Source organism: Actinomadura sp. GTD37 (assembly GCF_041951365.1).
GTDB lineage: Bacteria > Actinomycetota > Actinomycetes > Streptosporangiales > Streptosporangiaceae > Spirillospora.
Genome location: NZ_JBGNUS010000005.1, coordinates 201,051 through 223,116, shown reverse-complemented (window position 1 = coordinate 223,116; position 22,066 = coordinate 201,051). Strand labels below are relative to the sequence as shown.

The 22,066-nt window shown below is 73.7% G+C and carries 17 protein-coding genes; 8 read left to right on the top strand and 9 right to left on the bottom strand.

Going from position 1 to position 22,066, the window contains the following annotated elements; genetic code table 11:
* Positions 1–195: 195 nt before the first annotated feature.
* Positions 196–879, bottom strand: a complete 684-nt coding sequence (locus tag ACA511_RS25605; protein ID WP_375027144.1) for a TetR family transcriptional regulator — start codon at positions 877–879, stop codon at positions 196–198.
* Between the two features lie 39 nt (positions 880–918).
* A complete protein-coding gene (locus ACA511_RS25600; protein WP_375027143.1) occupies positions 919–2,760 on the bottom strand; it encodes a bifunctional sugar phosphate isomerase/epimerase/4-hydroxyphenylpyruvate dioxygenase family protein in 1,842 nt (613 codons plus the stop codon).
* A 261-nt stretch (positions 2,761–3,021) separates the two neighbouring features.
* Between ACA511_RS25600 and rph the strand changes: the two genes are divergently transcribed.
* Both rph and ACA511_RS25590 read left to right on the top strand, forming a co-directional pair.
* Entirely contained in the window at positions 3,022–5,634 is a 2,613-nt protein-coding gene (rph, locus tag ACA511_RS25595) for a rifamycin-inactivating phosphotransferase (RefSeq protein ID WP_375027142.1), read from the top strand.
* A gap of 205 nt (positions 5,635–5,839) precedes the next feature.
* Positions 5,840–7,090: an amidohydrolase family protein gene (locus ACA511_RS25590; RefSeq protein ID WP_375027141.1), complete on the top strand. Its 1,251-nt coding sequence runs from the start codon at positions 5,840–5,842 to the stop codon at positions 7,088–7,090.
* Here the strand turns inward: ACA511_RS25590 and ACA511_RS25585 are convergent.
* Positions 7,087–7,869, bottom strand: coding sequence for a GNAT family N-acetyltransferase (locus ACA511_RS25585; RefSeq protein WP_375027140.1), 783 nt, complete (start codon positions 7,867–7,869; stop codon positions 7,087–7,089). The genes ACA511_RS25590 and ACA511_RS25585 overlap by 4 nt on opposite strands.
* Before the next feature lie 729 nt (positions 7,870–8,598).
* Between ACA511_RS25585 and ACA511_RS25580 the strand changes: the two genes are divergently transcribed.
* The 3 genes from ACA511_RS25580 to ACA511_RS25570 all read left to right on the top strand — a co-directional run bounded on the left by ACA511_RS25580 (position 8,599) and on the right by ACA511_RS25570 (position 12,216).
* Positions 8,599–9,690: a hypothetical protein gene (locus tag ACA511_RS25580; RefSeq protein WP_375027139.1), complete on the top strand. Its 1,092-nt coding sequence runs from the start codon at positions 8,599–8,601 to the stop codon at positions 9,688–9,690.
* Positions 9,691–9,799: 109 nt separating this feature from the next.
* A complete protein-coding gene (locus ACA511_RS25575) occupies positions 9,800–11,419 on the top strand; it encodes a GMC family oxidoreductase (RefSeq protein ID WP_375027138.1) in 1,620 nt (539 codons plus the stop codon).
* A 2-nt stretch (positions 11,420–11,421) separates the two neighbouring features.
* Entirely contained in the window at positions 11,422–12,216 is a 795-nt protein-coding gene (locus ACA511_RS25570) for an enoyl-CoA hydratase/isomerase family protein (protein WP_375027137.1), read from the top strand.
* A gap of 39 nt (positions 12,217–12,255) precedes the next feature.
* Here ACA511_RS25570 and ACA511_RS25565 read toward each other — a convergent pair whose 3' ends face one another.
* The 3 genes from ACA511_RS25565 to ACA511_RS25555 form a co-directional block, all read right to left on the bottom strand.
* Positions 12,256–13,101, bottom strand: coding sequence for a VOC family protein (locus ACA511_RS25565; RefSeq protein ID WP_375027136.1), 846 nt, complete (start codon positions 13,099–13,101; stop codon positions 12,256–12,258).
* Between the two features lie 72 nt (positions 13,102–13,173).
* The gene (locus ACA511_RS25560; RefSeq protein WP_375027135.1) at positions 13,174–13,782 is read right to left on the bottom strand and encodes a cytochrome P450; all 609 of its coding nucleotides are present in this window, start codon (positions 13,780–13,782) and stop codon (positions 13,174–13,176) included.
* Positions 13,783–13,831: 49 nt separating this feature from the next.
* Positions 13,832–15,088 (bottom strand): hypothetical protein, encoded by a 1,257-nt coding sequence (locus ACA511_RS25555; RefSeq protein WP_375027134.1) that lies wholly within the window; start codon positions 15,086–15,088, stop codon positions 13,832–13,834.
* Positions 15,089–15,230: 142 nt separating this feature from the next.
* Between ACA511_RS25555 and ACA511_RS25550 the strand changes: the two genes are divergently transcribed.
* From ACA511_RS25550 to ACA511_RS25540, 3 genes are all read left to right on the top strand, one after another.
* On the top strand, positions 15,231–16,316 hold the full coding sequence (locus ACA511_RS25550; protein WP_375027133.1) for a dihydrodipicolinate reductase: 1,086 nt from the start codon (positions 15,231–15,233) through the stop codon (positions 16,314–16,316).
* A 28-nt stretch (positions 16,317–16,344) separates the two neighbouring features.
* Positions 16,345–17,082 (top strand): glucose 1-dehydrogenase, encoded by a 738-nt coding sequence (locus ACA511_RS25545; protein ID WP_375027132.1) that lies wholly within the window; start codon positions 16,345–16,347, stop codon positions 17,080–17,082.
* A 72-nt stretch (positions 17,083–17,154) separates the two neighbouring features.
* Entirely contained in the window at positions 17,155–18,642 is a 1,488-nt protein-coding gene (locus ACA511_RS25540; RefSeq protein WP_375027131.1) for an FAD-binding protein, read from the top strand.
* Positions 18,643–18,651: 9 nt separating this feature from the next.
* Here the strand turns inward: ACA511_RS25540 and ACA511_RS25535 are convergent, their stop codons facing one another.
* The 3 genes from ACA511_RS25535 to mftE are packed head-to-tail and all read right to left on the bottom strand — an operon-like array spanning position 18,652 to position 22,066.
* A complete protein-coding gene (locus tag ACA511_RS25535; RefSeq protein WP_375027130.1) occupies positions 18,652–19,806 on the bottom strand; it encodes a PP2C family protein-serine/threonine phosphatase in 1,155 nt (384 codons plus the stop codon).
* Between the two features lie 44 nt (positions 19,807–19,850).
* Positions 19,851–21,311: a mycofactocin biosynthesis glycosyltransferase MftF gene (gene mftF, locus ACA511_RS25530; RefSeq protein WP_375027129.1), complete on the bottom strand. Its 1,461-nt coding sequence runs from the start codon at positions 21,309–21,311 to the stop codon at positions 19,851–19,853.
* Entirely contained in the window at positions 21,308–22,066 is a 759-nt protein-coding gene (gene mftE, locus ACA511_RS25525) for a mycofactocin biosynthesis peptidyl-dipeptidase MftE (protein ID WP_375027128.1), read from the bottom strand. Before mftE ends, mftF begins: the two co-directional genes overlap by 4 nt.

The window sequence follows — 22,066 nt, the reverse complement described above, 5'->3', positions numbered from 1 at the left end:
CGGGAACGGCGCGCCGCGCGCACCGGCCCGGCCTGCGCGCTCTCACCCGACCACCGTCTCGTCCGGGAACCGGCCGGGGCCGCAAGCCGCGCCGTCTCGTCGCAGACCGAGTCCGCCTCGGCGGAGCCGCTCGTCTACCGGCGTCCGGGCCGGACGCGGCACGCGGGCGCCGGGGCGGAACGCTGACCATTTCTGTCAGAGCGGATCGGCGCGCGGCGTTGCGCGGCCCGCGCCGGTCAGGTAGGCGACCACCATCTCGCCGATCATCTCGCGGTGGCGGGAACGGTGCTCGGGCGCCGTCAGGTCCCTTCCGAACAAGGTGCCGAACGTGTACTGGTTCGCGATCCGGAAGAAGCAGAACGAGCTGATCATCATGTGCACGTCGACGGCGTCCGCCGCGGTGACGAAATCGCCGCTCGCCCGCCCGGCGTCCAGGATCTGGGAGATCAGCCCGGCGACCGGCGCGCCCAGGTTCACCAGCACCTCGGATTTGCGCAGGTGCTCGGCCTCGTGGATGTTCTCGATGCTGACGAGCTTGATGAAGTCCGCGTGCGCCTCGTGGTGGTCGAAGGTCAGCTCGGCGAGCGTGCGGATCGCCTCGACCGGCGCCAGATGCTGGACGTCGATGGTGGCCTCGACCTCTCTGACCTCCGTGTACGCCTTCTCCAGCACCTCCACGTACAGCTGCTCCTTGCCGCCGAAGTAGTAGTAGATCATCCGCTTGGTCGTCCGGGTGAGCGCGGCGATCTCGTCCACCCGCGCTCCCGCGTAGCCGTGCCGCGCGAACTCCCGCTGCGCGATGGCGAGGATCTCCGCCCGCGTGCGTTCGGCGTCCCGCTGGCGTTCTCCAGAGGCGGGTGTGGCGGATTGCGACGACATTTGTCTCCACGAAAAATCGCAGTCGAGAAAAAGTTCATCCTAGAGCGGGCGAGCCCCGCCCGGGACGGCGTGCTGGGCGGCGAGCCGGATCGGCGCGTTGACCGCGCCGTATCCACGGTAGCCGCCGATCCGCTGGACGACCTCGAAGAACACCCTGCCGGACGTGGCGGTGTAGAAGTGCAGGAATTCCCCGTGCTCGTCCCGGTCGTAAAGCAGGCCGAGTTCGCGGAGCGTCCGGTGCCTTTCCGCGCCCAGATCATGGCGTGCTTCGAGGTCGTCGTAGTAGTTGTCCGGTATGGGCAGCGGCGCGGCGCCCGCGGCGCGGGCCCGCCGGACCGTGGCGACGATGTCGCGGCTGGCCAGCGCGATGTGCTGGCGGGCCGCGTCCGGCGCCCGCGACGGGCCGCCCGCGTAGGCGACGTTGAGGGCCATCCGGACGGCGCCGTCGCCGGTGGAGACCGCCCGGCTGCGCAGCAGCCCGTAGGGGTCGGGCAGCTCCAGGCTCTCGTGCGGGCGGAGCCCGAGGACGCTCCGGTAGAACAGCGACGCCTCGTCGAAGTGGTGCCAGGGCTGGGTGAGCGCCACGTGGTCGATACGGGTGATCTCCGCGGCGTCGCCCGCGGGGTCGCGGCGCCCCTCGGTGAAGTCGTCGGTCCAGCTCGAATGGTCCGCGTGCCTCGTCCGGCAGAAGAACAGCTCGGTGCCGTCGGGCGCGGCGACGGCGTCCAGCGGGGCGTCGCGCGGGCCGCGCGTGCGCGGCAGGACCGGGGACAGCAGCGCTTCGGCGCGCTTCACGGACGCGGCGGGGTCCGGCGACTCCAGCCCGATCGCGCCGAGCGCCGGCCCGTCCTCGCTCTCGGGGCTGCCGGTGTTCAGCAGGATGCGCGCCCCGCCCTGCTCCCACAGCTCGACCGGCTTGCCCGCGTGGACCCCCGTGCGGACGAAGCCGAGGGACGACAGCTGCTCGCCGGGCGCGGCGGTGCTCGGCACGGCCAGCTCCACGAAGGCGAATCCCGTCGGGACGACCGGCGGCGGGGGCGGTGCGAGCGACGCGGCGGAGCCGCCGAGGCGTTCGCCGACCGTCTCTTCCAGGAACGCCAGCGAGCGCATGGCGTCCAGGGCGGTGCGCATGCCGGCGGCCTGGCGGAAGATGTCGTTGAAGATCTCGAGCGAGAGCGGCCCGTCGTACCCGGCGCGCAGGACGTGCGCCGTGAACCCGGGCAGATCGAGGTCGCCCTGCCCGGGGAAGCAGCGGTAGTGCCTGCTCCAGTACAGGACGTCCATCGGCAGCGTCGGCGCGTCGGCCAACTGGAGAAAGAAGATCTTCTCCCCGGGAATGGTCTCGATCGCGTACGGGTCGGCATCGCGCGACAGGATGTGGAAGCTGTCGAGGCACAGCCCCAGATTCGGGTGGTCGGCCATCCGCACGATCCGCCAGGAGTGCAGGTAGTCGCTGACGTGCCGGCCCCAGGCCAGCGCCTCGTAGGCGATCTGGATCCCGTGCTGGGCGGCGCGTTCCGCGAGGGTCCGGAGCTGCTCCGCGGCGAGTTCGTCGTCGTCCACGGAGTCGGGGGAGACGGTCGAGCAGACCAGCAGCCGGGTGGCGCCGAGCCGGCGCATCACCGCGAACTTGTGCTCGGCCCTGCGCAGGTTGCGCTCCAGGAGCGCCGGCGGAACCGCCTCGAAGTCGCGGAGCGGCTGGTAGAGCTCGACGGCGAGCCCGAGACCGGCGGCCCGGTGGCGCACGTCCTCCGGGCTCATCCGGCTGGAGACCAGGTCGTTCTCGAAGATCTCGACACCGTCGAACCCGGCGCCGCCGATGGCGGTCAGCTTGTCGGCCAGGGAGCCGCTGAGCGACACCGTGGCGATGGACCTGCGCATGTCGCGGTACGCCTCCAGATTATGGACGAACTAGTACGTTAGCCTAGTCCGCGCGTCCCGCGGGCGTCTACGATCCGCCGCCCGGCCGTCGGGGCCCCGGGCTGGGGGAATTCGCGGGATCACCGTCGCCCGCCGGGTCGCGCACGCGGCGCGCCGCCCTTCCCGCCACTTCCACCGTATAACAGATCAGCGCGTCTCATGAGGCGCAAAAAATTGCCCCATACTGCCGCTGTCGCGAACTGGCCGGCGAAAGTTGGAGTAGTGGAATTGGGCTTTGTGCTGGGTTTCGAGCAGATCGACTCGACGAATGCCGCGCGCGTCGGCGGAAAGGGATCGCACCTGGGGGAGTTGTCGCGCGTCGACGGCGTCCGCGTGCCGGACGGCTTCTGCGTCACGACGGACGCCTTCCAGCGGGCCGTGGCCGAGGCGCCGTCGTTCGGCGCCCGGCTCGATCCGCTCTCGCGCGTGGAACCGGACGACCGCGACGCGATCCGCACCCTGAGCGCCGGGATGCGCCGCGTCGTCGAAGGCGCCGCGGTGCCCGCCGGCCTTGCGGCGGACATCGGCGCGTCGCTCGCCCGGCTCGGGGAGCACGCGTCCTTCGCGGTGCGTTCGAGCGCGACGGCCGAGGACCTGCCGACCGCGTCCTTCGCCGGCCAGCAGGACTCGTACCTGAACGTCGCCGGCCCGGCGGAGGTCCTCCGGCACGTGCGGCGGTGCTGGGCCTCGCTGTTCACCGAGCGGGCGGTGGCGTACCGGGCCCGCAACGGCTTCGACCACCGGAAGGTGCGGATGGCCGTGGTCGTGCAGCGGATGGTGCTCCCGGACGCGTCCGGGGTCCTGTTCACCGCGGACCCCGTGACCTCGAACCGGAAGACCGCCACCGTGGAGGCGGTCTGGGGGCTCGGCGAGGCGCTCGTCTCCGGTCTCGTCCCCGCGGACGTCTACACGGTGCGCGACGACCGGGTCGTCACCAGGGCGGTCGCCGAGAAGCGGCGTTCCGTCCGGGCGTCGCCGGAGGGCGGCACCGAGGACGTACGGGTCGACCCGGCGCGGCGGGCGCGGCCGGCCCTGACGGACGCGCAGGTCGTGCGCCTGGTGCGGCTCGGCCGGCGCATCGAAGCGCACTTCGGCCGCCCGCAGGACATCGAATGGTGCCTGGCCGGCGACGAGTTCCACATCGTCCAGAGCCGGCCGATCACCACCCTGTTCCCCCTTCCGAGGGCCGATGACGAGGAGAACCGCGTCTACGTCTCCGTCGGCCACCAGCAGATGATGACCGACGCGATCAAGCCGCTGGGGCTCTCCCTGTGGCAGCTCACGACCCCGCGGCCGATGCACGAGGCGGGCGGCCGGCTGTTCGTCGACGTGGCGCCCGTCCTGGCGACGCCCGCGGGCCGCACGAGTCTCCTGGAGACGCTGGGGAGGTCGGACCCGCTGATCCGCGACGCGCTCCAGGCCGTCGTCGACCGCGACGGCTTCCTCCGCCCGCTTCCGGACGAAGACCCCGGCCCCGCGCCCGCCGGTGACCCGCCCGCTCCGATCGAGACCGACCCGGCCATCGCGGCCGGGCTGATCCGGCGCGGCCGGGCGTCCGTCGCCGCCCTTCAGCGCGCGATAGGGGACCTGTCCGGGCCGGCGCTGCTCGACTTCGTCCTCGCCGACATCGCCGAGCTGAAGCGCGTCCTGTTCGATCCGCTGGGCTCCCAGGTGGTCATGGCGGGGATGGAGGCGGCCTGGTGGCTCAACGACCGCCTGGACGCGTGGCTCGGTGAGAAGAACGCGGCCGACGCGCTCACGCAGTCGGTCCCCGGCAACGTCACCTCGGAGATGGGGCTCGCGCTCCTCGACGTCGCGGACGAGATCCGGCCGCATCCGGACGTCGTGGCGTTCCTGCGGCGTGTCGCGGACGAAGGCCGGGAGGGCGCCGGCTTCCTGGACGAACTGGCCGGGTTGCCCGGCGGGCGGGAGGCGCGCGACGCCCTCCGGGGCTACCTCGACGAGTACGGCATGCGCTGCGCGGGCGAGATCGACATCACCAGGACGCGGTGGAGCGAGCGTCCCGCCATGCTCCTCCCCGCCGTCCTCGGCAACATCGGGAACTTCGGCCCCGGCGCCGGCGAACGGCGCTTCGCGGAAGGGCGCGAGGAGTCGCGGCGCAAGGAACGGGAGCTGCTGGCGAGGCTGCGCGCCCTACCAGGAGGGGAGCGGAAGGCCGCGGAGACCAAGCGGATGATCGACCGCGTCCGCGCCTTCGCCGGATACCGGGAGTACCCCAAGTACGGCATGGTCAGCCGCTACTTCGCGTACAAGCAGGCGTTGCTGGGGGAAGCCGATCGCCTCGTCCGGTCCGGCGTCCTGCGTGCGCGGGACGACATCTTCTTCCTTCGGCTCCAGGAGTTGCGGGACGTCGTGCGGACCGGCCGCGTGGACGCCGGGCTCGTCCAGGAGAGGCGGGAGGAGTTCCGTCTGCACGAGGCGCTCACACCGCCCCGGGTCGTCACGTCGGACGGCGAGGTCGTCACCGGCCGGTACCGGCGCGACGACGCCCCGCCCGGCGCGCTGGCCGGCCTCGCGGTCTCGGCCGGCACCGTCGAGGGCCGGGCCCGAGTCGTCATGGACATGGCGCAGGCCGATCTCGAGGCGGGCGACATCCTGGTCACGGCCTTCACCGACCCCGGCTGGACGCCCCTGTTCGTCACCGCCGCCGGACTGGTGACCGAGGTGGGCGGGCTCATGACGCACGGAGCGGTGATCGCGCGGGAGTACGGCCTGCCGGCCGTCGTGGGAGTGGAGCACGCCACCCGGCTGATCCGGGACGGGCAGCGCATCCGCGTCCACGGAACCGGCGGCTACGTTCAGATCCTCGCTTGAGGGCTCCCGGAGAAAGGTCGCCGTGCGGCCTGCGCGGCCGAAGAGAAGGCATTTTCGCGCAGCAGACCACCGTGACGTTTTGCCAAGTTTTGGAAATGGCTTGGCGGTCGCCTCGCCCACCCCGGCCGAAAAGGCGGGGCGGGCGGGGACGGTGGCTATAAAGTCCGTCGAACGGGGCATTTCGGCGCACTGGGAGGTGGCGCACATGCCGGCGACTTTGATCACGGGCGCGAAGGTGTGGGACGGTCTCGCCGATGGGCCCGCGGGGCCGCGGGACGTGCTCGTCCAGGACGGCTGGATCCGGCAGATCGCGACGGACGTCCCCGCGCCGCCGGGCGCCGAGGTGATCGACCTGGACGGGCACACCCTGTCCCCGGGCTTCATGGACTGCCACACCCATGTCACGATCACGCCCGACATCATGTCCGTGGTCACCGGTTCGCCCGCGGCGATGGCGCTGCGGTCGCTCCCGGTTCTGCGGACCCTGCTGATGAACGGGTTCACCACGGTCCGGGACCTGATGTGCGCCGACGTCGGATACGGCATCGTCGATCTGCGCGACGCGGTCGCGGCGGGCCGGATCGCCGGGCCGCGCATGCTGGTGGCCCCGCACCTGATCTCGGCCCGGGGCGGGCACGGCGACTTCAGCACGGTGCTCGCCGACCAGTTCCAGGGATCCCCGCCGCCGCTGGAGTTGGCCGCGGCGGACGGATGCGACGAGATCCGCACCCGCGTGCGCCAGGAGGTCCGCGCGGGCGCCGACTGGATCAAGTTCGGCGCGACCGGCGGCTTCTCCAGCCCCGGCGACGATCCCGGCCAGACCACCTACTCCCAGGAGGAGATGACCGCCCTGGTCTCGGCCGCGGCCGACCTCGGCGTCCCGGCCACGCCGCACTGCTACGGCGACGAGGGGGCCAGGCGGGCCGTGCGGGCGGGCGTCCGCAGCATCGAGCACGCCAACCTCGCGTCGGCGGACACGCTGAAGATGATCGAGGACGCGGGCGTCTTCGTCGTCCCGACCCAGTACACGGTCGTCAACGACGCCCGGAACGCCTTCAACGAGGGGCACTGGAGGGGCGCGCCCGCCTTCAAGCCCCGCAAGTTCCAGAAGTACCAGCAGGCGCTGCTCGACAGCGCGGAGAACCTCGCCGCGAGCGAGATCAGGATCGCCTTCGGCACCGACGCCGGGATGTTCCCGCACGGCGACAACTGGCGGGAGTTCCCGATGATGACGTCCAACGGCATCGCGCCCGCCCGCGCCCTGCGGGCCGCCACCAGCGTCGCCGCCGACCTCCTCGGGCTCGGCGATCTCGGCGTCCTCGCCGAGGGAAGGATCGCCGACATCATCGCCATGCCCGGCGACCCCTTCGCCGACATCCAGGTCACCGGACGAGTCGACTTCGTCATGAAGGACGGCGAGGTGTACAGGCGTCCCGAACCAGCGCAGGCCGCCTAGCCGGCCGCTTCCGCGGGCGGAGACCAGACGTAGGGGGTCGTCGTGGTGACGGGGGCGAAGCCGAGGCGCTCCAGGATGGGCCGGCTGTCGTCGGAGGCGTCGACGTGCAGGTACCGGTAGCCGCGCTCGGCGGCCAGGCGCGCCCGGACGGCCACGAGCGCCCGGTAGACGCCGCGGCCCCGCCACTCCTCCAGCGTCGACCCGCCCACCAGGGACGCGAACACCCCGTCCTCGCGGAGCGCCGCCCAGGCCGCCGCGACGACCCGGCCGGCGGCCTCCGCCGTGAAGATCGCCAGACGGCCGGGGGCGGCGGCCAGGCCGCCGGCCAGGTGGTCGCCGACGAAGCCGCAGTCGCGCCCCCACACCTGCGACTCCATCGCCACGATGGCGGGGATCGCCTCGCCGCCGACCCGGCGGAGCACCACGCCGCGGGGGGCGGGCGGCGCGGTCGCCAGGCCGGCGACGCGGCCGATCACGACGGTCTGGGCGGGCTCGGCGGCGAACCCCGCGGCCCGCAGCCGGTCGGGCAGGTCGGCGGGGAGGTCGTGGCCGCGCGCCTTCCACTCCACGGCCTCGCCGCGGGCTCCGAAGAAGGCGGTCTGCGCGGCGATGAGGGCGTCGACGTCGTGGCCGGACAGGTCGCGCGGGGCGGTGACGAAGCCGCGGTGCTCCCCGACGATCCGCAGCAGCGGACCGTCCCGCTCGACCCGCGCGCCGAGCGCCGGCACGCCCGTCCCGCGCAGATGCGCGTCATAGGCGGCCAGAAGATCTTCGCTCATCCGGCCGAGAATAGTGCGGGCGGCGCGGCCGGCGGCGGTTGACGGGCGATGGCGGTCGCCGCCTCCAGGGCCGGGCAGACGGGGATCGTTCCGCTGGGGCCGCATTCACTCACCGGCCGGGTCTCACCTCTGCTTTCGCGCGTGCGCCGGACCAGTCCGGTGTTATTTGCCACAGCGCAAGGAATCTGCGTCATCCTGACGGTGTGCCGGGCCGCGGGGGCCGGGTCCGCCCGACGTCGGGCGGACGGTCGCGAAGGGGGAGGGGACTGCGAAATGTCCTATACATCATTCTGTGGGCGGACTGAGGTGGCGTCGACCGACGCCGAGGCGCCGGAAGGGGACGCCGGGCGGCGCCGGGAGAAGCCCCAGGGGCCGGCCGGCCACGCGCCCGCCGGCCCGGAGTGCCGGCCGGGGGCCGGGTCTTCGGAGTCCCGGCGCATCCGCGGCGGTGCGCAGGAGCCGCGCTGAATGAGCCGGGCGCCGACGCGGACGCCGTCATCCGGGGCCCGCCCGCGTCCTCGCGGACCCCGGCTCTGATCCGGTGAGGGCCGGGACATTTCGCGGGCTTGCCGGAACATGACGACGATGTGGCCGCTCGAAAAGGTGACACGCCCCTTGGCAATGATCTGATTCGAATGCCGTCACGGGTGCGGTAACCCGTCGCGAGTGCGTGTTCCTATGAATGCGGTAAGAGGAATCGCTTCGAACTCGCGGAGAAGAGTCGATGACATGAGACGTGGGATGACTCGCGGCATCGCGGCGGTCGGCGCGGCCGCGGCCATCGCCTCGACCGGGCACGCCGCGGCGGCGTACCGGGGGCCGGGGCCGGTGCTGGTCGGCGAGTCGTTCACCGGAGCCGCCGCGGACGCGCGCTTCGTGGGCTACGGGGCCGCCTGCCTGACCGGTGCGCGGCGGGGTGGAGAGGTCGCGGACGCCGCGAACCACCCGCTCGGCGGATGCCATCCGGACCCGGCCGGCGCCGTCCCGCCGGTGGGTGCGGCGCCGCGCGGCTACCTCCAGCTCACCGACGCCCACTTCGAGGAGACCGGCGCCGTGCTGTTCGACTCGCCGGTCGCGGCGGAGGACGGCCTGGAGGTCACGTTCGAGCAGTGGCAGTACGGCGGCACGACGCGGTCGCCCGCGGACGGCATCTCCTTCTTCCTCACCGACGGCGCCGTCCGGCTCACCACGCCGGGGGCGTTCGGCGGGAGCCTCGGGTACGCCCAGAAACTGCCGGACGGCGGAACGGACGCCCATTTCGTCCCCGGCGTCGCCGGCGGGTACCTCGGCATCGGGCTCGACGTGCTGGGCGAGTACTTCGGCGACGGGGAGAGGCGCGGGAACGGCTGCGAGCGGCGTTCCCCGGCCGGTACCGCGCCTCGGCCGGCGCTTCCCGGCCCCAACATCGTGACGGCCCGCGGTCCGGGCGACGGCGTCGAAGGGTACTGCCTCCTCGCCGCCACGGCGAGCGGCAGAACGGGAGCCGGCCCCTGGTCGTCGACGCTGCCGGGGCGGCTCCACGGCGACTTGCGGACCCTTCCCGCCGGCGTCACGCCGGCGCGGGCCGAGCGGCTGCTGGAACCGGTCGGACGGACCGTCCGGGTCTCGGTGTCGCCGGAACCCGACCCGGTGGCGACGGTCGACATCGACTTCCGGGACGGGCGCGGCTTCCGGCGGGTGCTGCGCTTCCCGGCCCCCGAGCCCGTCCCGAGCACCGTCAGGTTCGGGTTCGCCGCGTCCACCGGTCCGCTCACCGACGTCCACCTCATCCGCCGGGTCGCCGTGCGCTCCCTGCCGGACTCCGCGGACGCCCCGGACTGACGCTCCGGCGCGGGATTCCGTTGCGCGCACAGCCATGGTAGAACGTGTTCTACTATGCTGGATCAGTGACTGGACACGTGTCCGGCCGGTCGTGCGCCTGGAGGTATCCGTGGTCCGAGCCGATTACGTCGTCGTGGGCGCGGGCAGCGCCGGGTGCGCGCTGGCGCGCCGCCTCGCCGAGAGCGGGGCGAGTGTGGCGGTGCTGGAGGCCGGGGGCCGGGACACCGCCCGCGGGGTGAAGAACCTGCTGGAGATCCCGGGCGCGGTCGCGGTGATGCTCTCCACGCCGCAGCTGAAGAAGCTCGTCGACTGGGGCTACAAGTCGGTGCCGCAGACCGCCGCCCTGGACCGGGTGATCCCGCAGACCCGCGGCAAGGTGCTCGGCGGCTCCAGCTCCGTCAACGGCATGCTGTTCGTGCGCGGCAACCGGCAGAACTTCGACGACTGGGCCGCGGACGGCGCCACCGGCTGGTCGTACGACGACGTGCTGCCGGCCTTCAAGCGGCTTGAGGACTGGGAGGGCGGCGCGGACGAACTGCGGGGCGCCGGCGGCCCGATCAAGGTGCGCCGCCAGAAGGACCTCACCGACGCCTCGCGCAGCTTCATCGACGCCGCGGCCGACCGGCTCGCCGTCCCGTTCCTGGACGACTACAACGGCCCCGAGCAGGAGGGCGTCGGCGTCTTCCAGCTCAGCGCGGACCGCGGCGTGCGCTACTCCGCGTCCCGCGCCTACCTGCGCACCGACCCGCCGGACAACCTCCTGGTCCTGACCGGTGCGGCGGCGTCCCGGATCGTGGTGAGCGGCGGCCGCGCCACCGGGGTCGAGGTGGTCGGCGCCGACGGCGACCGGCAGGTGATCTCCGCCGACCGGGAGGTGATCGTCTCCGCTGGCGTATTCGGCTCGCCCAAGCTGCTGCAGCTGTCCGGGATCGGGCCGGCCGCGCACCTGCGGCAGCACGGCATCGAGGTGGTCAGCGACCTGCCGGTGGGCGACAACCTCCACGACCACCTGTTCGTCCCCATCTCCTTCCGGATGGACTCCGCGCTGCGGCGGCCCACGCCCGCGTACTTCATGCGCGGGCTCGCGCAGGCGCGGTTGCGCCGCTCGGGCTGGGCCAGCGGCTCGCAGTTCGAGGCCACCGGCTTCGTCCGCAGCTCGCTGTCCGGTGCGATCCCCGACCTGCAACTGCACGCGCTCTACTGGGTGTACCCGTTCCCCAACCAGGACGGCGACAAGGCGGTGCGCCCGCCCACGACCAAGCCCGGCCTCAGCGTCTTCCCGACGCTGATCTACCCGGAGAGCCGCGGGACGGTCCGGATCGCGGGCCCCGACCCGGCGCTCCCGCCGCTGATCGACCCCGCGTACCTCACCGCGGGCAAGGACGCCGACGTGCTGCTCGAAGGCGTCTCGATCGTCCGCCAGGTGATGGCGGGGACCGGCGACAACGAGGGCGAGATCCGGCCCGGGCCGGACTACTCCGACTCGGCCGAACTGCGCCGGCTCCTGCCCGACATCGTGCACTCGGTCTACCACCCGGTCGGCACGTGCCGGATCGGGACGGACGAGCGCGCCGTCGTCGACCCGCAGCTGCGGGTCCTCGGCGTCGACGGCCTGCGGGTCGCCGACGCGTCGGTGATGCCGTCGGTGACCGGGGGTAACACCAACGCGCCCTCCATCATGATCGGCGAGCGCTGCGCGGACCTCGTGCTGGGAACGGAGGGACGGTGACCATGGAGGCTCCGATCCTGCGGGTCGAGGACGCCGACCGCGTCCGGACGGTCACGCTCGACCGGCCCGCCGCGCTCAACGCGTTCAACGAGGCCCTCTACGACGCGCTCACCGACGCGCTGCACGAAGCGGCCGAGGACCCCGCGGTGGCCGTGGTGCTGCTGACGGGCGCCGGCCGCGCGTTCAGCGCGGGGACCGACCTGGTGGAGATGGGCGAGCGCATCGCGAACCCCGACTTCGAGCCGGGCCGGCACGGCTTCCTCGGCCTCGTCGACGCGCTCGACGCGTTCGACAAGCCGCTGGTCCTGGCGGTCAACGGGCTGGGCCTGGGCATCGGGCTGACCGTCATCGGGTTCGCGGACCTGGTCCTGATGTCGGCGGACGCGCGGCTCAAGACGCCGTTCACCAGCCTGGGCGTCGCTCCGGAGGCCGCGTCGAGCTACCTGCTGCCCCGCCTGGTCGGGCGGCAGAACGCCGCCTGGATCCTGCTGTCGGCGGAGTGGATCTCCGCGGCCGAGGCCAAGGAGATGGGGCTGGTCTGGCGGGTGTGCGAGCCCGCCGCGCTGATGGACGAGGCGACGCGGGTCGCGGCGACGCTGGCGAGCCGTCCGATCTCCAGCCTGCGCGAGGTCAAGCGCGACATGACCGCGCCGCTGCGGGAGGAGATCCGGCGGGCGCGGGAGCGGGAGAACGACGGCTTCGCCCGGCTCATGGGCGGCCCCGCCAACGCCGAGGCGCTGACCGCGTTCGCGGAGGGCCGCGACCCCGACTTCACCTCGCTGCCGCCGGGCTGGTGAACCGCCCGGCCGGCGAGGGCCGCCGGACGAGAACGTGTTCTACTTCGCTCCCGGCGGGCGGTCGGCGTCCGCGCCGCGCGGGCTCCGCGGCGGATCCGGGGCGATGACGCCGAAGCGGGCCCCGGTCGGGTCGGTCAGCACGGAGATCCGGCCCTCGGCGATCTCGGTCGGGGGGAGGCGGAGCCGGGCGCCCCGCTCGGTGGCCTCGGCGGTCGCGGCGTCGCAGTCGGGGGTCTCGAAATAGGGCGTCCAGTGATTCGGGTAGTCCGCGGGCCACTGGCCGTCCATGGGGATGGCGCCGGCCACCAGCTCACCGCCCGCCCTCCACCGGGTGTAGCTGAAGCGCGGGTCGTCGAGGCTCTCGGCCGACCAGCCGAAGACGGCCCCGTAGAAGCGCTCGGCTCCGCCGACGTCCCGGCAGGCCAGCTCGACCCAGCGCGCGGCGGAGCGGTCGCCCATCAGCGTCGTCTCCCCGGACGGCCCCGGCTGCCAGACGGCGAACTCGGCGCCCTGGTCGTCGGCGAAGACGGCGATCCGCGCGATGTGCGCGACGTCGATGGGGTCGACGTGCGGGAGCCCGCCCGCGGCGAGGACGGTCCGCACGCACGCGTCCACGTCCTCGACCCGGAAGTAGCACGTCCACGACGGGGGCTGGGTGTCGTCCGCGAGGCTCTGGAGACCGGCGACCCCGGAGCCCGGCGCCTCGTCGGTGAAGACCTCGTAGTCGCCGAATCCGCCGGCGTTCAGCGTGTAGGAGTCCCAGCCGAAGAGGCCGCGGTAGAACGCCTTCGACGCCGCGGGATCAGGACTCGCCAGATCGGCCCACGACGGCATTCCGTGCAGGTCGATGTATCGGCGTCCGTACCACTCGGTCGCTGCGCCCATACATATCAGGCTAAAGAGGATTCGCCATGGGAACGGAAGGCGCGGTCCTGAGAGGAGCCAAGATTCCCCGGTTCACGCGCCCGGCCGGCGCCCCTCCAGCCGCATCGGCAGGTGCCGGATCCCGGTGTGCTTGTGGGACCTGACCCGCTGCACGGGCCCGGTGATGGCGAAGTCCCCGACCCGGTCCAGCAGCGCCTCGAAGACGACCCGCATCTCCATCCGCGCCAGACCGGCCCCCAGGCAGAAGTGCGGGCCGCGGCCGAGGGCGAGGTGCGGGTTGGGGGAGCGCCGGACGTCGAAGACGTCGGGGTCATCGAAGACGCCGGGGTCGCGGTTGGCCGACGCCCACCACAGGGTGACCTTCTCCCCGGCGCGGACGGCGGCCGTCGGCGCGGACCTGTCGGCAGTCCTCCCCCGGTTCGGGCGGCGCGGCGCGGCGACGTACGCCAGGTGGGGAGGGTTCCAGGCGTCGTCCGCTTCGAGGCCGGCGAGATGGCGGCAGGCGCGGGCCACGTCGAGCGGGTCCCCGAAGCCGGGCGCCGTCTCGGCGAGATGGCCCGCTCCGTGCAGCAGGGTCAGGATCAGCTCGGCCGACCGCACCCGCCGGCCGGCGCCCGGCGCCCGGCAGGATTCCAGGGCGAGGGCCAGCAGCAGGCCGTCCAGCCTCGCGAGCCCGGCCATGGCGGTGCGGCCCGGCTCGTCGTCGAACAGCTGAGTTGCCCGCCGGGCGCTAGACGGGGGTGATCGGCAGGGAGCGGCGCGGTTCGAAGGCGAAGCCGGAGCCGGTGCTGAACCGCACCACGGCCACCTCGCCCGGCTCGGGGGCCGGGTGGTCGCGGCGGACGACGGTCAGCCGCCAGTCCTCGCCGGCGCCGAGCCCGGTGACCTCGACGTCGAGGTGGTCGTCCAGGGCGCGGACGATGGCCTGGAGCGGGGCCGTCCAGTCGGGGCCGCAGAGCGAGATCCAGGCGTCGTCCTCGTGGGCGGGTGAGGGGCGGACGACGATCCCGGCGCGTTCGATGTCGGCGTCGACGTAGGCCGCGGGGTTGAGGAGCGGGTGCAGGGACAGCAGGCGGGTCGCCCCCTCGGCGTCGGCGGGGAGGTCCAGGGCGCGGGCCAGGCGTTCGGCGGCGATGCCGGCGATGCCAACGAGCTGCTTGCGGCAGATGCGGAGGAGCTCGCCGTCGTCGGCGGCGCGCTGCGCCACGGCGAGGGTGAAGGCCCGGTTGAGCAGGTGCATCTGCAGGCACACCTCGTCGGCGATCCGGGCGAGGGCGGAGCGGGAGAAGGCGGCGAAGTCCAGGTCGGACAGCAGCGGGCCGGAGTAGTCGGCGAGGCCGTCGTCGGCCGGGTCGATCGGGTCCAGGTCGAGGCCGGCGGCGCGGGAGCGCTCGTTGTCGGCGAGCAGGGGGGTGCCCTTGGCGTCCGGGTGCGACTCGTCGATGATCACGGTCCAGGCGCAGTGGGGGTGCCGGTCGGCGGGCCGGCGCGGGGGCCGGTGGATCGGGCGCACCTGCGCCTTGGGGTTGGTCGCGACCGCGGTCGCGTCGAAGGTCGGGTCCTCGATGTCGTGGCACATGGAGCGGACGTAGTCCTCGCCCATGGGCTCGACGTCCATCAGTGCGCCGCAGTGGTCGAGGTGGAACTCGCCGTGCCATCGGTCGTGGACGGTGTAGCGGAAGTCCATGAACTGCGGCGGGGCGCCGATGTCGAGCTGGAGGCCCTTGAAGATGGTCGGGACGTCGCCCTTTCCGGGGACGTCGGGGGCGTAGCCGAGAGCGCGTTGCATCCGCCTGGTGTAGATCGGGCTGGACGCGGCCCACTCGTCGATCGCGATCCGCGCCATCGCCTCCCGCCCGAACGCGGAGATGCACCACGCCATCCCGGAACGGTCGATGAGCTGCCCGATCAGGAGCAGTTCGGGAACGAGGGCGGCGAGCCGCTCCCGGGACAGGCCGGCGTAGCGGCTCGCGGGCGAGTCAGGCATGTGCGGTCTCCTCGGTGGGCGGTCGGCCACCGCCATGGTAGAACCTGTTCTACATGTGTTGGAATAGTGACTGGACATCTGTCCAGCAGGCCGCCGCCCGAACCGGCCCCGACCGGGGCCGTCCCACCCGTTGAGGAGCACCATGGCCATCCGCGTGCTGCATGTCGCGACCGGGAACGTCGGCCGCATCGCGCTGTCGCAGCTGATCGAGGACCCTCGCTTCGAGCTGGCCGGGCTGGTCGTGTCGAGCCCGGAGAAGATCGGGCGGGACGCCGGTGAACTCGCCGGCCTCGACGTGGTCACGGGCGTGGCGGCCACCGGCGACCTGGACGCGGCGCTGGCCGCGCGGCCGGACTGCACGGTCTACTGCGCGCTCGGGGAGACCCGGCTGTTCGAGGCGCTCGACGACATCCGGAGGATCCTCACGTCGGGCAGCGACGTCGTGGCCTCCTCCCCGGTGCCCCTGGTCCACCCCTGGGGCGTCCTGCCGGACCGCATGATCGCCCCCATCGAGGACGCCTGCCGCGCGGGCGGGACGAGCCTCTTCGCCACCGGAGTGGACCCCGGATGGATCAACGACCTGCTGCCCTTCGCGATCGCGAGCACCTGCCAGCGGGTGGAGCAGGTGCGCTGCTCGGAGATCGCCGACTACGCGACCTACGACGGCGGCCCCGTCATGTTCGACTTCATGGGCTTCGGCCGCCCGGTGGGGGACCTGCCGAAGATGTTCAAGCCGGGGATGCTGGCGGCGTCCTGGGGCGTCAGCCTCCGGATGCTGGCCCGCGGGTTCGGCTTCGAGCTCGACGAGATCACCGAGTGGTTCGAGCAGGAGCCGGCGCCGGAGGCGTTCGACGTGGCCGCCGGGCACATCCCCGCGGGCGGGGTGGCGGCCATGCGGTTCCAGATCACCGGCGTCGCCGGCGGCCGGGAGGTCCTCGTCATCGACCACACGACCCGGCTGCGCGGCGACCTGCGCCCCGACTGGCCGCAGCCCGCGCAGGACGGCGGCTCCTACCGGGTCGAGATCGTCGGCGAGCCGTCCTACCGCGTCGACGTCTGCCCGACCAGCGCCAGGGGCGACCACAACTACGCGGCGATCGCCTCCGGCGCCGGGCGCATCGTCAACTCGATCCCCGGCGTCGTGGCGGCCCCGCCGGGCCTGCGGACGCCGCTCGACCTGCCCTTCGACACCGCCCGTGGCGTCTTCGCGACGGCACTGGGCGGCTGAGACCCCGCGAACGGAGAGGACACCAGCGATGGGACGTGTGGACGGGAAAATCGCCCTGATCAGCGGGGGCGCGCGCGGCATCGGAGCGGCCAGCGCCCGGGCGCTGGCCGCCGAGGGCGCCCGGATCGTGATCGGCGACATCCTCGACGACGAGGGGAGGGCCGTCGCGGACGAGCTGGGCGCCGCGTGCCGCTACGTGCACCTCGACGTGACGCGCCCCGAGGACTGGACGGCCGCCGTCGAGGCGACCGTCGCCGAGTTCGGCGCCCTCAACGTGCTCTTCAACAACGCGGGGATCGCCAACGGCGCGGCCATCAACCGGTTCAAGCTGGAGAAGTGGCAGCGGATCATCGACGTCAACCTCACCGGCCCGTTCCTCGGCATCCGCGCGGCCACCGACGCGCTGATCGCGGCCGGCGGCGGCTCGATCATCAACAACTCGTCCATCGAGGGCCTGCGCGGCACGTCCTGGGCGCACGGCTACGTGGCCTCGAAGTGGGGCCTGCGGGGCCTGACCAAGTCGGTCGCCATCGAGCTGGCCCCGCACGGGATCCGGGTCAACTCGCTGCACCCCGGCCTGATCCGCACCCCGATCACCGAGGGCATCCCCGACGACATGGTCCCGATCCCGCTCGGCCGCCCCGGGCAGCCCGAGGACGTCGCCTCCTTCGTGGTCTTCCTCGCCAGCGACGAGTCCTCCTACGCCACCGGATCGGAGTTCGTCATCGACGGCGGCACCGTCAACCAGATTCCGCACAAGGGCTGAGCCGCAGGCCGGCGACCAGACGCAGCCCGGCTCATGAGACGCAGCCGGGCTCACGACACGAGGCAAGGACCGATGAACGCACAATCCTCCCCGGGACTGGCCGTCCCCCAGGTGATACCGGCCGCGGAGCTCGCCGAAGACGCCGAGCGGTTCGACGTCGTGGTGGTGGGTTTCGGCATCGCCGGCGGTTGCGCGGCGCTGGAGGCGGCGCGCGCGGGAGCGCGGGTGCTGCTGCTGGAGCGCGCCGCCGTCCACGGCGGCACGTCGAGCATGTCGGGCGGCCACTTCTACCTCGGCGGGGGCACGGCCGTCCAGCGGGCCACCGGCCACGAGGACACGGTCGAGGCGATGGCGCGCTACCTGACGGCGAGCACCAAGGACCCCGACGAGGAGAAGATCCGGGCCTACTGCGAGGGATCGGTCGCCCATTTCGAGTGGCTGGAGGCCCTGGGGTTCGAGTTCGAGCGGTCCTACTTCCCCGGGAAGGCGGTGATCCAGCCCGGCACCGAGGGCCTGATGTTCACCGGGAACGAGAAGGTGTGGCCGTTCCGCGACGAGATACCGCCCGCGCCGAGGGGGCACAAGGTCCCGGTGCCCGGCGACACCGAGGGCACCAAGATCGTGATGGACCTGCTGCGGGACCGGATCGAGGAGGCCGGGGTCGAGGTCCGCTACGAGACGGGCGCGACCAACCTGGTGGCCGCCGAGGACGGCGCGGTCGCCGGCGTCGCCTGGCGGAACTACGACCGGACCGGCGCCGTCCGCGCCGCCGCCGTGGTGATCGCGGCCGGCGGGTTCGTGATGAACCCGGACATGGTCGCGGCCTACACGCCGGCCCTCGGCGGGAAGCTGTTCACGCTGGGCGGCAGCTACGACGACGGGCTCGGGATCCGGCTCGGCCAGTCGGCCGGCGCCGCGCTGGAGCACATGCAGGAGCCCTTCATCACCGCGCCGTTCTACCCGCCGTCCTCGCTGGTGAAGGGGCTGATCGTCAACAAGCGCGGAGAGCGGTTCGCGGCCGAGGACGGCTACCACGCGCGCACGTCGTACTTCGTCCTCCGGCAGCCGGACGCGACGGCGTACCTGATCGCCGACAGCGAGCACATGGAGGAGCAGCGGATGCCGCTCGTGCCGCTGAAGGACGGCTACGAGACGGTCGAGGAGATGGAGGCGGGCCTCGAACTGCCGCGCGGCTCGCTCGCGGCGACGATGGCGCGCTACAACGAGCACGCCGCGCGCGGCGAGGACCCCGACTTCCACAAGCATCCCGACTGGCTGGCGCCGCAGACGAAGGGCCCCTGGGGCGTCTACGACCTGAGCCTCGGCACCGCCCTGTACGCCGGCTTCACGCTCGGCGGCATGGCCACCACGGTCGAGGGCGAGGCGCGGCGGGCCGACGGGTCGGTCATCGGCGGGCTCTACGCGGCGGGGGCCTGCGCGTCCAACATCGCGCAGGACGGCGCCGGATACTGCTCGGGCACCCAGCTCGGCGAGGGCTCGTTCTTCGGCCGCAGGGCAGGCCGCGCGGCGGCCCTCCGGGCCCGCGCCGCGTCCCGGTAGGGGAGCGGGTCAAGGACCCTCGTCCTCCGCGGGGAGCGGCTCCGTGGATCTTCTGCGGAGGACCAGCAGCGCCGTGTCGTCCGCCAGCCTGCCGTGTGTGTGCTGCTGCAGTTCGCGGTGGACGGTCGGTGCGATGTCACTGGGAGGGACGTCGTTCCAGGCGGCCGCACGCTCGTCCAAGGGGAAGAAGACGCCGGACGGGTCCCGCGCCTCGGTGACGCCGTCGGTGCACAGGAGGAGCGTGGTCCCCTGGGGGAAGTCGAACCATATGGCGGCGCGCGGCCGCGGATAGAGGGAGGCCAGCCCCAGCGGGAGTGACGCCTCGCCGAGGGGCACCTGGCCGGGATCCTCGCCGTGCAGCAGGTAGGGCGGGACGTGCCCGCAGTTGACGGCCTGCACCTTCGTCTCGGGGCCGATGCCCAGGACGAGCGCGGTGACGAAGCGCTCGGCCTCGCCCGCCTGCGCGGCGAACGAGTTGTGCCGGAGCACGGAGTTCTCCAGGGCGTCCACGACGGCGGTGAGGGTGGGCTCCGTCAGGGCCGCCTCGCGGAAGGAGTTCAGCACGGCGAAGGCCGTGCTGATGGCGGGCAGGCCCTTGCCCTGGACGTCGGCGATGAAGACCCGGCTGCCGTACGGGGTCGCGACGACCTCGTAGACGTCGCCGCCGACGAGGCTGTCCTCTTCGAGGGGCTCGTACAGGCCGTAGACGACGAGTTCGGCGGTGGTGAGGGGGAACGGGCGCAGGATCTGGCGCTGCAGGGCGGCCGCCGCCGAACGCAGCCGGATGATCTCCCCCTCGTTGCGGACGCGCTGCGCCGCCTGCGCCGTGCTCAGCCCGTTCAGCGCGACGGCGAAGAGGAGCACGCTCGCGTTCGCCGCCGCCGTGTCCAGCGGGCTGCGGATCAGGGATCCGGCGATGACCAGGGTCGACCACACCGACGCGACCGCGGTCTGCCGGACCGTTCCCCGTCCGGAGATCAGGGTGGGCAGGAAGACGAGGAACGGCGCCAGGCCCGTCTCCCTGCTGAGGACGACGCCGGTGACCGCGAGGACCGCCGTGATCCCCACGAGCCACAGGATCACGACCGGCCACGTGAGCGGGACGGTGCGCCCGTCCCGCCTCACGGCGACGTTCGGGCCGTCCGGATCGTTCGAGGTGCGCACCCTGGCCCCGGTCCTCCCCGCAGGTGATCGGCAGGACCGCCATTCTAGTGACCGGCCGGTCGCGGACCGTGACGCCGGGTCGTCAGCGCGCCGGGAAGGCGGATGTCGGGGCGCAGGGGGGCGGCGGAGCGGGCGCGCAGCGAGGCCGCCGTCACTCCGGACCCGTAGGCGGCGTCCTCGGCGAGCCGCAGGACGGTGTAGCGGACGGGGTCGACCGCGGGGCGTTCGCGCGCCCATTCCAGCGCGATCGGCGCGATCATGGCGAGGGTCGCGGCGCGGGCCGCGCGGCTGCGCGGGGAGGCGGCGAGCGCGAGCAGCCCGGCGGGCCACCATTCGCGGCGGAGCGCGTGCCCGAGCGCGGCGGCGTCGGCGACGGCGCCCTTCGCGACGATGGCCGCGGCCAGGCTCCAGTCGGCGGGCAGCCGGGACAGCCGGCGGGCGAGCAGCGCCGCGGCGAGGCCGGTACAGGCGGCGGCGGGCGCCGGGCGGCCGCGGGCGAGCAGGCCGAGGGCGGCGAGGTTCCAGACCGAGGGGCGGGCGGGGGCCAGCCTGCCGGGGTGGCGCCGGGCCAGGCCGGCGGCGGAGGTGCCGTACTGGTGGCGCCGCCGGGCCCAGTCCGCCGGGCGCAGCCGCGGCGTGTGGAAGACCTGGGCGGCGGGCTCGTAGCGCACGTTCCACCCTTCGTCGGCCAGCCGCCAGACCAGGTCGACGTCCTCGCCCAGCCGCAGCCGCTCGTCGAAGGGGGAGCCGTCCAGGGCCGCCACGCGGACCAGCAGCGTCGCCGTGGGGACGAAGCCGGGCCTCCCTCCCGGCCGGACCAGCGCGGGCTCGCGCCCCATGTCCAGCGCCGACCGGGCGTCCTCGTACCGGGCCAGGAGCCGGGTGTCGCCGGGCCGGGGCACGACCCTGGGGGCGGCGGCCGCGACGCGGGGGTCGTCGAAGTGCGGCATGAGGACGTCGAGCCAGCCGGGGGCGGGGCGGCAGTCGGAGTCCACGAACGCGGCGAAGGCCGTCTCCACGAGCCGCAGCCCGGTGTTGCGCGCGGCGGCGGGCCCGCGGTTGCGGTCGTGCCGGACCAGCCGCGCGCCGTGCGCGGCGGCGGCGCGGCGCAGCGGCCCGGGGTCGGGCGAGCCGTCGTCCACGACGATCACGGGCAGGCCCTTGACCGCGGCGAGCGAGGCGTCGAGTTCGTCGGCTCGTCCGTAGGCGGGGACGACGACCGTGACGTCGTGCGGGCCCGGACGCGGCGCCGGGAGCGGCCGGGCCAGGCCGTGGTCGAGGAGGCGGCGGGCCAGCGCCCGCCCGACGGGCGAGTCGTCGGCCAGCCCGCGCGGGCCCGCGCGGCGCAGCGCCGCGAGGTGCGGCAGGGCGGCGTCGCCGAAGCGGACGACCTTCCAGGGCACGCCGCCGGTGGCGATCCGTCCGCGCGACCGGAGGGACGTCCGCGGGTCCAGCACGATGGGGAAGCCCGCCGGGAGCGCGGACGGGCCCCGCGGGGCGCTCACCGGCGCGGCTCCGGGGACGGGGCGGCGCCGGGGCCGAGGAGGCGGCCGCGTGCGTCCGCCCGCCCGTCCCCGATCCGCCGGGCGGCCGACGCCGCGGCCGACGCCAGGATCTCGCGCCCCTCCTCGGCGGACGCCCCGGCGGGGTCGCCGAGGACGCCGGACGGGGAGACCGCGCGGACGCCCCGGGCGAGCAGGTCGGGCATCAGCTCCCCCAGCGGGCGCGTGTCGCCGGCGACCCCGTCGAACGGCCGGACGAGGTGCGGCGCCAGATGCAGCATGATCGAGGTCTCGGTGAATCCGGCGTGCGGGTCGCCGCCCGGGACGTCGCAGCCGGTCCAGGCGGCGTCGTGGCCCTCGGAGCGCATCACGGCCACGGCGGCGCCGAGGGTGGCGACGTTGCCGCCGTGCCCGTTGACGAAGACGATCCGCCCGGCCCACAGCGCCAGCGAGCGCACGGTCTCCACCAGCACGGCGCGCAGCGCCTCGTGTCCGATGGAGACCGTCCCGGGGAACCCGGCGTGCTCGCCGCTGGCGCCGTACGGGATCGGCGGTGCGACGAGCACCGGCCGGTCCGGGTGCGGCCCGAGGGCGCCGGCCGCGCGTTCGGCGACGGCCTGGGCGATCAGGGTGTCGGTGGACAGCGGGAGGTGCGGCCCGTGCTGCTCGGTCGAGCCGACCGGCACGAGCACCAGCGGTCCCGCCGGGACGCCGGGCCAGCAGGCGTCCGCCAGCCCGCGGCCCGCTCCTGCGGACAT